Consider the following 10,117-nt stretch of genomic DNA (forward strand, 5'->3'; position numbering starts at 1 on the left):
AGTCGTACCATTCTGGATGCCTATGAGCATCAAGATCTGCCATTTGAGCTAGTGGTAGAAAAGCTCAGTCCGGAACGAAGCTTAAATCACAATCCTATATTCCAGATTATCTTTGCGGTACAGAACAACCAACGTGATACAACGCTGGAACAGGATAATATTACTGATTTTGGCGATGATTTACTTAAAACGACTCGATTTGATTTGGAAGTCCATGTTTATGAAGAAGAACAGACAAGTGAATTATCTATAGTATGGGTCTCTAACACGAGTCTGTTCAACAGTAGCACCGTTGAGAGATTCATCGCCAATTACGAAACCTTGCTTTCTGGCATTGTTGAGGTGATGACAGATGATTCAATCAATAAAGAACCTTCCGTTCATGAACTCCCATTATTGGCAGAAGCTGAAAAACAGACCTTACTGCATAAATTAAATGGGCCACAGAATCATTATCCACCAGGGCGGTGCTTCCATGAACTGTTTGAAGAACAGGCGGCCCTGAATCCTGAAAAAAACGCGCTGGTTTTTGGGGAGGAAGCTTTAAGTTATCAGGCCGTTAATGCTCAGGCCAATCAGTTGGCTCATTACCTGATTGAACAAGGTATCCGGCCAGATACTCTGGTGGCCATTTGCCTTCCCCGGTCGTTACAAACGGTGATTGCCCTGTTGGGGATTCTCAAAGCCGGCGGCGCTTATGTGCCGCTGGATGCCAGTTACCCGCAAGCCCGCCTGCAATATATGCTGGAGCACAGCGGGGCGGAATTTATCCTGACTGAAACAGCGCTGGTGGATAAATTACCCATCAGCCAGCAACGCGTTATCTGTCTGGATTCCGACACGGTACAGTCGCAGGTGCAAAACCTGCCCGCCGGTAATCTTGTTCATCGCCCGGTGCCCCTGACAGAAAATCATCTGGCCTATGTCATTTACACGTCAGGCTCTACCGGCCGGCCAAAAGGGGCAATGCTGGAGCATAAGGGGTGGGTGAATCTGGCACAGGCACAAGCCCGGTTATTTGGTGCGGGGGCTGATATTCGCGGGTTGCAATTTGCTTCCTGGAGCTTCGACGCCGCTGTGTTGGAAATGGCCATGACTTTGGCTTATGGGGCCACGCTGTATTTGATTTCAGAAACACACCGCCGTTCACCTGAATGGCTGGACGAGATGGTTGAAAAACACCATATAACCCATGCCGTACTCCCGCCGGCGCTGCTGCCTCATCTGGATTTCAACAAATGGCGCACCGTTTCAACCTTGCTGTTAGCGGGGGAAACGGTGTTGCCGCATATCGCTGCACAGTGGTCACAGGGCAGAAAGCTGTTTAACGTTTATGGCCCGACTGAGTGTACGTCGATTGTGACTGCCGCCTTATTAACCGCTGATAAGCGAGTGACGATTGGAAAACCGTTGCCGAATACCGTGATGCGTATCCTGAATGCTGACGGTCATCTGGTGCCTTTTGGTGCTGTCGGGGAACTGCACATCGGTGGCATTCAACTGGCACGGGGTTACCGTAATGCACCGGACATGACAGAAAAACAGTTTATTCCTGATCCTTTCAGCACCAATCCGGCAGACCGGCTTTACCGTACAGGGGATTTAGTGCGCTGGACGCCGGAAGGTGAACTGGAATTTATTGGCCGACTGGATTCGCAGATTAAAATCAGAGGGTACAGGATAGAGTTGGGGGAAATTGAGGCTGTTTTAGCAGCAAATGATATTGTGAGTCATGCGGTGGTAAGCACGTATAGTCAAAATAACGAAAATCAAAAACTCATTGCTTATATCAGTCCCACAACGGCGTGGTTAGACGAAAAAGTGACTGCATTGAATGAGAGCTATATTGAAAACTGGAAAAATGTCTTTGAAGGACAACATACATCGGAAAATACCAATCATGACAATAATGGAGTAGTAGATTCAGACACGGATTTCAGTCGCTGGATAAACAGTTATACCGGTCAGCCCATTACGCTGGACCAAATAAAAGAGTGGCGGACAGGCACTGTACAGCGAATTGAATCCTTGCGTCCCCGTCGCTTACTGGAAATCGGCTGTGGGACAGGGGATTTGTTGTACCATTATGCGGCTCAGTGTGAATCGGTATTGGCCACTGATATTTCAGCGGAAATATTGGCTCGTCATCAGAAGATTCTGCAACAGCGTGGCTGGTCGCACGTAGAGCTAAGAAGGGGGGATGCACTGAATTTGGGCACAACCACGCCTGATCAGTTCGATACCATTGTGATTAACTCCGTTGTGCAATCCTTCCCCAATGTTCAATACCTGGAAAAAGTGCTTACTCAGCTACTGTCAATCATGGAGACAGGCGGAAAAGTCTTGTTGGGCGATATTCGTAACTTAGATCTATTAACTGCACATGTCACAGCCATTGAGCAAGGTCACCTGAATGGGCAACGCATTGAAGTCAGTACATTGGCAAATCGTATTCAGCGGCGATTACAACAAGAAACCGAATTGCTGCTTAGCCCAACCTATTTTACCCAGTTACCAACACGTTATCCTGAAATTAGCCGGGTTGATATTTTGGTCAAACGTGGCATCGGTGATAATGAAATGCTGCGCTATCGGTATGATGTCATTCTGCATAAGAGAAACGAGCAGACGACATCTCGTGATAATTTATCTTGCAATTGGTACGATTTCTCTACTCTGGAAAATCTGCGTGATTTATTGCAGGCAGGGATAGACCCGGCATTCGGTATTTCAGGCATACCTAATGCCCGCATCAAAGATGATTTTGACTTAGCGGAAGGGCTACGCCATTGGCCAGCCAATCAGATGATATCGCCGTCAGAATATGCAGGCGGTTTTTCTCCGCAAGCAACGGAGCAAATTCAGGCATTGGAGTCTTTGCTTCATTATGCCGAACAGTGTGGTTATCAGTGTGATGTGACATGGTCACAACAACGACCTGACTTGTTGGATGTCATTTTCAGCCGGGGTGAATTACCTCAAATACAGGCACGTTCAGATTACAGCCAAACTCATTTGGCCAATTATCCACAACTCCCTGCCATTGGTGGAGAACTTGCGGAGTTACTGGAATCTGCTCTGAAAAAACAACTGCCTGATTATATGGTGCCCAGTCTTTATATCCCATTGGAACGTATGCCACTGAATTTGAATAATAAAGTGGATAAAAAAGCGTTACCTATTCCAGATGAGAGTGACTTACATCGTCAGACTTATATCGCACCGAGAGATGAAATTGAGAAAAAACTCTGTCAGTTATGGCAAGAACATCTAAAAATCAATCAAATTGGTATTTATGATCATTTCTTCTCGCTCGGTGGTCATTCACTCCTGGCCGTTAAGATAACCGCTGCCATAAGAAGTACTTTAACCAATAATTTCAGTATGCAGCAGCTATTTGCAAATCCAACCATTGCACAAATTGCAAGTGTGATTCGTAACAATCATAAGCACGAAATATCTGCACCAAAGACAACACCTAATATATCTGATGGAAAAATACCTATTTCTTATAGTCAGAGACTGTTTTGGTATTTTATTCAAGAAAAATTATTGGAGGACAGTTTTCATGTACCAGTTGCTTTACTGATGGAAGGAAAACTGAATCATAGTGCGTTGGAAAAAACGTTAAATACCATCTTAGGGCGGCATGAAAGTTTGCGTTTTACGTTTTATAAAGAAAACGAGCAAATTTTCATGCAGCCTGATAATAAAATGAAAATTAATCTACAAGTTATCGAAGCATTACCAAAAGAAATAGAGAAAGAAAAAGTTATTATTGAAATTAACAAACTCTGGGAAGAGAAATTAAGAACACCTTTTGATGTTTACAAAGGTCCATTGATCAGGACATTCTTATTGCCTGTTTCGGAAAAAATTACAGTATTATTTGTTGATATGCACCACATTATTTCTGATGGATGGTCTATCAATGTCATAATGAATGAGTTTAAACAGTTATATACGGCTTATTCTCAGGGGCAAGAAAATACGTTACCACCAGTTGCTATGCAATATTCTGATTATGTTTATGACTTGCAAGAAACTCATTCAACTGAGGCAGTTAAAAAACAGATTAAATTTTGGCAGCAACAATTTTCCGATGTTAGTACAGAACGTAATTTTCCCGTTCCTTTCAAACGTCATCTGGCCTCAAAATATCGCTCTCATTCCCGTCATATCAAAATACCTGATTCACTCGATAAAGCCGTTTCACAATATTGTGAAACTCATAAGATCACGCCTTATATGTTATTTATGGCTTTATTCCACACTTGTCTTTTTATGCACTCCGGTGAGTCACAACATATTGTTACCTCACCAAAAGTTGACCGTAATAGCCTAGAAAGCCATCAAACAGTCGGGTTATTCTTAAGTGACTTAATAGTCAAATCGACTATTAGTAAGGAGATGAGCCTGCAAGAAGTCATTAAGCAGGTTAGTCAGTCTGTTCATCACTTCATAGAAAATTCAAATACTCACATGTCTGTTGTGCTTGAAGTGGTGGGAGAAAAGGCGATAGATAATATATTTAATGTTCTGTTTAACTATTTGGATGCGCAAAATCTCTATGATTTTATCGATATGTCCAGGAATGGAAAATTATCACTGCCAAATCTTGATGTGGAATTGATAGAGGCCCAAGTGATTCCTTTTGAATCACTTGGAATGAATCTCATATACATGCCACAAAAGATCGAGTGTGCACTCAATTACAATCCAGAACTGTATACAGGAGAAGTTATTGATAACCTGGCTGAATATTATGAACGACTACTGAATGTCATTATATCCGGTCAAGAAAAAGAGAGTATCAGTCAGTTTTATGGCTAAATTTTCCTGAAAAATTAACATATTGGCCTCGTCAATGAGGCCAATATCGAATTCGGCGGCGAAAGTTGCCTCAGTCAGTTGTTAACGTTAATCTATGCAATTATGGCGCATATGTAAAAAAACGTTTCTCCGTTTCACTTCACTTTCCCTTGATTGATAAATCCTATCAATATATTGACTATTGATCGTCAATACCGATCAAATTATTGATCTTTTTTGATTCTTAAGGTAAATTTTTCTTCTGCGCACAGAAACTGTGCTCGGAATCTTTTCGTTATAACGCTTTATTATTTTGCGTTATACATAATAAGCGGTTGTATATTATGATTTTTATGGATATGTGAATGAAAAAGACTTTTGTTTTATCTTTTATTACTGTAATGCTGATTTCAGTAAGCAATATTTCTTATGCGGCTCCTGCGACAACAAAAGGGGAAGTAAAATTCCAGGGGAAGATTGTAGAATCAACCTGCTCTGTTGGCAGTGATTCTGACAAGATTGTGAACATGGGGACATACCTCAAAAGTGATATAAAAAATGTGGGAGAAAAAGTTGATGGGAGCGAAAGGAATTTTAAAATCAAATTAACTGGGTGCCCTGTTACTAAACCTGTTTCAAAAATGGAGATCACATTATCTGGGACTAAGGATGCCCATAATCCCAAGCTATTAGCAATAGACTCGTCGGGTGCAGAAGGGATTGGCATCAGTGTTTATGACTCCAAAGGTACCCCGATGGATTTCACTTCTGGTTCTCACAAATTAGATGATATTGATATCGATACAGCTAGTAAGGAAATACTTTTACAAGCGGCTTATGTATCTAATGGACAAACCGCTAAAGCCGGAACGGCCAATGCCACACTTAATTTCGAAATAAATTACAAATAAAAATTATTTATAAATATTTATTTCCTGGCCGCAGAGGCATTTTTATGGCTGCGGCCTTGACCTATTAACATCATAAATAGTCATGTAATAATGAAAGATAAAATAAAAAGAATATTGACATCGTATATGCTAACGAAAAAAATAGCACTTATATGCTCATTGTTTTTTGTATTGCCATCCTGGGCAGGTGTAACCGTGGGTGGAACCCGCGTTATTTATAAAGGCAATAAAAAAGAAACTTCAATTTCAGTGAAAAATTCTGACGAAAACCGGCCTTATTTAATTCAGTCTTTTATCAGTACTGATTCAAAGGGAGAAAAAGCGCCGTTCATTGTGACACCGCCGCTATTCCGTTTGGATGCGGGCAAGGAAAGTATTCTTCGTATTGTCCGTACCGGCGGTCATTTACCTGAGGATAGAGAATCGATTTTTTATCTGAATGTAAAATCTATTCCGTCTATACAAGAGAATGAACAAAATTCTTTATTGATTACGGTGAAAACCCGAATCAAATTATTTTATCGGCCTGAAGGCATTGAAGGTGATGCCGAAGAAGCTTATAAGACGCTGACATTTCGTCGCATGGGTCACCAACTTGAGGTCAGAAACCCCAGTAATTATTACGTAACCATCGGGCAGCTCAAAGTAGCCGGGAAAACCCTGACGGGGACTGACATGATCGCGCCACAGGGTGTTGCACATTTCGTTCTGCCATCTGAATCACCCGGCTTAGTTAGCTGGAATAGTATTAACAGTTATGGTGGTGTCAGCAAAGAGATAATTAAAAACTTGCCTTAAAAAGAAGATGAAAGATAACAAAGAATATTGGGGACAAAAAATCATATTTATTAAATATAAAACAAGTAGCAGCACAGTCATGCCAACATGTTTGCTTTCGGTCTTTATTCTATGTTTTTCTGTGTTGTTATCATTACCCGTCATGGCAAAGGATTATTTTCGATTATCAGCATTGGAATTAAATGATACTCAATCGGTAATTGATTTAAGTACATTTTCATCCCCAGGCAGCCAATTACCGGGTCAATATCAGGTGAATATATTTCTTAACGGCAAAGAGAAAGAAACAAAACAAGTTAATTTTATTAAACTGGAAAACGGCAAACTGTCGCCACAGCTAACGGTCGATAATTTAAAACAGTTTGGCGTAAAAATCTCGGTTTTGCCTGCGCTGATGACACTCTCGCCTGAACAAATTATTGATGATATTAGCGAGTATATTCCACAGGCATCGGCTTCATTTGATTTCTATGAGCAACGTCTGGATATCAGTATTCCGCAAGCGGCATTGGATAATCAAGCCAGAGATACTGTGGCATCACATTTATGGCAACAAGGAGAGTCAGCATTTTTAATGAGCTATAATTTTAGTGGGTCAGAGAATTATAGTAAGAATACAAAAAACCAGAGTTATTTTTTAAATTTACACAGCGGGATAAATATCGGACCGTGGCGGGTAAGAAATCAATCCGTTTATGACTATGATTCTGGAAAAAATGATCCTGGAACCAGTAAAGGTAAGAGTCGTTTTTCATCCATTAACAGTTACATCCAACGGGACATTCATGGACTAAAAAGCCAACTCATTCTTGGCGAAACCTTTACTGACGGAGATATATTTGAAAGCGTGCCGTTCATCGGTGCTTCTATGACATCCGATAGCTTAATGTTGCCCGGCAGCCAACGTGGCTTTGCGCCAATTATTCGTGGTATTGCTCAAACCAACGCGCGCGTAACGATTCGCCAAAATAATTACGTCATCTACGAAAGCTATTTTCCGCCGGGGCCTTTTGTTATTACGGATCTTTATTCAACCTCCGGCTCCGGTGATTTGGATGTCACGATCACCGAAAAGGACGGGCGGCAACGTAAATTTGTGCAACCATTTTCATCAGTGCCAATGATGCAGCGAGAAGGGCAGTTAAAATATCAGGTTACCCTGGGGCGCTACCGTTATTCCAATGCCAACACTTATAAACCTTATTTTAGCGAAGCAGCATTTATTTATGGGTTCTCCAATCGGTTAAGTTTGCTATCTGGTATGCAGGTAGCAGAAAACTATAGGGCGTTTAACGCGGGACTGGGGGTTGGACTAGGTAATTTTGGTGCAATTTCTCTGGATATGACACTGGCAGATGCCAGATTGCCGGAGAATGAACGTAAACGAGGGCAATCGTATCGAATTCGATATACGAAAAGTATTGAGGCGACGGGGACATCCCTGACTTTCTCCGGTTATCGTTATTCCACACCGGAATACTATTCATTTGCAGAGGCAAATGAATACTCAGTCAGAAAAGACGCCAGCCGTGCACAAAATAAGCGAAGCCAATTGGAGCTAACCCTGAACCAGGGGATGGGGGATTTTGGCAATCTTTATGTATCTGCCTATCAGCAAGATTACTGGGGAAAACAAGGCACCAACCGATCATTATCTGCGGGTTATAACATTAACCTTGCCGGGATCAGTTATGGATTGAACCTTTCCTACAATGCCAATCATGAATCCATTAAGAGTAAGGATATACAGGCATCGTTTAACGTCTCTATTCCATTGGATAAGTGGCTACCTAATGGATGGGCAACTTACAGCATCAGCAGAAACGGCCGCAGTCAGGGAAGTCAACAACTGGCGATAAGTGGCAGTGCATTGGACGATCATGCCTTGTCCTATAGTATCCACGGGGAGCACAGCCATAATATGGAAGGGGCGAGCGGCGGTGCTTCGTTGGGATATAGCCATTCTTTTGGCCGTGTGAATCTGGGTTACAGCTACAGTGATAATAGCCAATCGCTTAACTACGGGCTGTCTGGTGGTCTCGTTGCCCATCAAGACGGCATTACGTTTTCTCAATCATTGGGTGAGACCGTGGTACTGGTTAAAGCGGCTGGTGCAGCAGAAACAAAGATTTTAAATCACAGTGGAATTAAAACGGATAAACGTGGCTATGCCGTAATCCCGTCGGTCGAACCTTATGCCTACAACCGGGTTGCCCTGGATACTGAAATGCTGGCTGATGGTATTGATCTTGACAACGCTGTGCAACACATTGTACCGACTCGCGGTGCCGTGATTGCTGCCGATTTTCGCGTCCGTCAGGGGCACAGGATATTAGTAACATTACGCCACAACGGCAAACCCGTACCTTTTGGTGCCAGCGCAGCGTTAATAAACAGTGACAGTAGCGGGATTGTTGGTGATGACGGTGAACTGTATTTGAATGCTGTCCCAGAGCAGGCAGAAATAAAAGTACAATGGGGAAAAAATGAAGATCAACAATGTCATGCAAAAACAGATTTATCAGTGCTGCCCGAAAAATCAGGCGTATTACGCCTGACCGCGGACTGCCGCAGTTAAAAGGAATTTATCATGTTTAATGTTGAACGTAATAATCGCTTTCAGATTAAAGCTAATAACTTTTTATTGGCATTATTAATTATCATTGTCGCGGGGAGTTATTCAACGCGGGTTACCGCAGCAGTATGTACGGCTAATAATGACACTCAGATAATCACATTTGGCGATATTTCTGTTGACTATAATGAAACATCTTTTCCGTATAGGAAAACCATCTTCAGTAATGGGAATGGGGTAAAATGTAGTAAATACAATCAGAATATATACGTCAAAGATATCAATGGAATAAAGAATTACCACAAAAATAACTTTTATAATACCAGTCTCTCCGGTGTCAGATTTAAATGGAGCCTCAAACCTAATGATTTGGAGCATGCGGAAATGAGACAGGGCAGTGTTAGAGGGATCGGCAAAGAAAAGACATTTGAGAGTAAATTTTATATAGAGATTGATGATAGTGTTCAATCCGGAAAAGTCAATGAGATAAAAATAATGATGGCTCGTCAAGATGAGAAGAGAAATAAAACCGAAGAGATTTTATACGAATATATCATTCCGGCTTTTAACGTCACAGCAAGAACTTGTAAAATAACCACGCCAGTTGTTAATGTTCCGATGGGAACTGTATTAGTTAGTCAATTTAAAAACAGAGGTAATACCGTTGGTGGACGTTCTTTCGATATTAACGTGCAATGCAAGGGATCCCCGAACGCGAGTATTATCTGGGAGCCGGGAAAAACTGATACAAATGGAGTGATAAATGCTGATTCAACCTCATCAGCAACAGGGATCGGCATCCAGATTTTAGATAGCGGAGGTAAGCCTGTGATATTTAATCAACCGCAGGATCTTGGCACGATAAATTCTTCGGAAACATTGTCATATATGGCGAAGTATTACCAAACCCATGATCGTGTTTCTGCCGGTAGCGTTAATGCCACGGCCACTTTCACTATCAATTATAAGTAATCATTAATTCTGAGGAGGCTAATTGCCTCCTCAGAATTTGGGTCATTCT

Annotated in this window: 5 protein-coding genes; all 5 read left to right on the forward strand. The window is 41.8% G+C overall.

The annotated features are described in order from the left end of the window. The coding region (locus tag AAC147_RS17640; RefSeq protein ID WP_047683306.1) for a non-ribosomal peptide synthetase at window positions 1-4,833 on the forward strand (4,833 nt) is incomplete at its 5' end. A 344-nt stretch (window positions 4,834-5,177) separates the two neighbouring features. Next, entirely contained in the window at window positions 5,178-5,723 is a 546-nt protein-coding gene (locus AAC147_RS17645) for a fimbrial protein (protein ID WP_047683308.1), read from the forward strand. A 195-nt stretch (window positions 5,724-5,918) separates the two neighbouring features. Then, window positions 5,919-6,521: a fimbrial biogenesis chaperone gene (locus AAC147_RS17650; RefSeq protein WP_338114281.1), complete on the forward strand. Its 603-nt coding sequence runs from the start codon at window positions 5,919-5,921 to the stop codon at window positions 6,519-6,521. Between the two features lie 79 nt (window positions 6,522-6,600). Beyond that, the gene (locus tag AAC147_RS17655) at window positions 6,601-9,099 is read left to right on the forward strand and encodes a fimbria/pilus outer membrane usher protein (RefSeq protein ID WP_156115384.1); all 2,499 of its coding nucleotides are present in this window, start codon (window positions 6,601-6,603) and stop codon (window positions 9,097-9,099) included. A 12-nt stretch (window positions 9,100-9,111) separates the two neighbouring features. After that, window positions 9,112-10,068 carry a fimbrial protein gene (locus AAC147_RS17660; protein ID WP_052189618.1) on the forward strand — a complete coding sequence of 319 codons (957 nt, stop codon included), beginning with the start codon at window positions 9,112-9,114 and terminating at the stop codon, window positions 10,066-10,068. Window positions 10,069-10,117: the final 49 nt, after the last annotated feature.

Source organism: Xenorhabdus sp. NBAII XenSa04 (assembly GCF_963866145.1).
In the GTDB taxonomy this organism is placed as follows: domain Bacteria; phylum Pseudomonadota; class Gammaproteobacteria; order Enterobacterales; family Enterobacteriaceae; genus Xenorhabdus; species Xenorhabdus indica.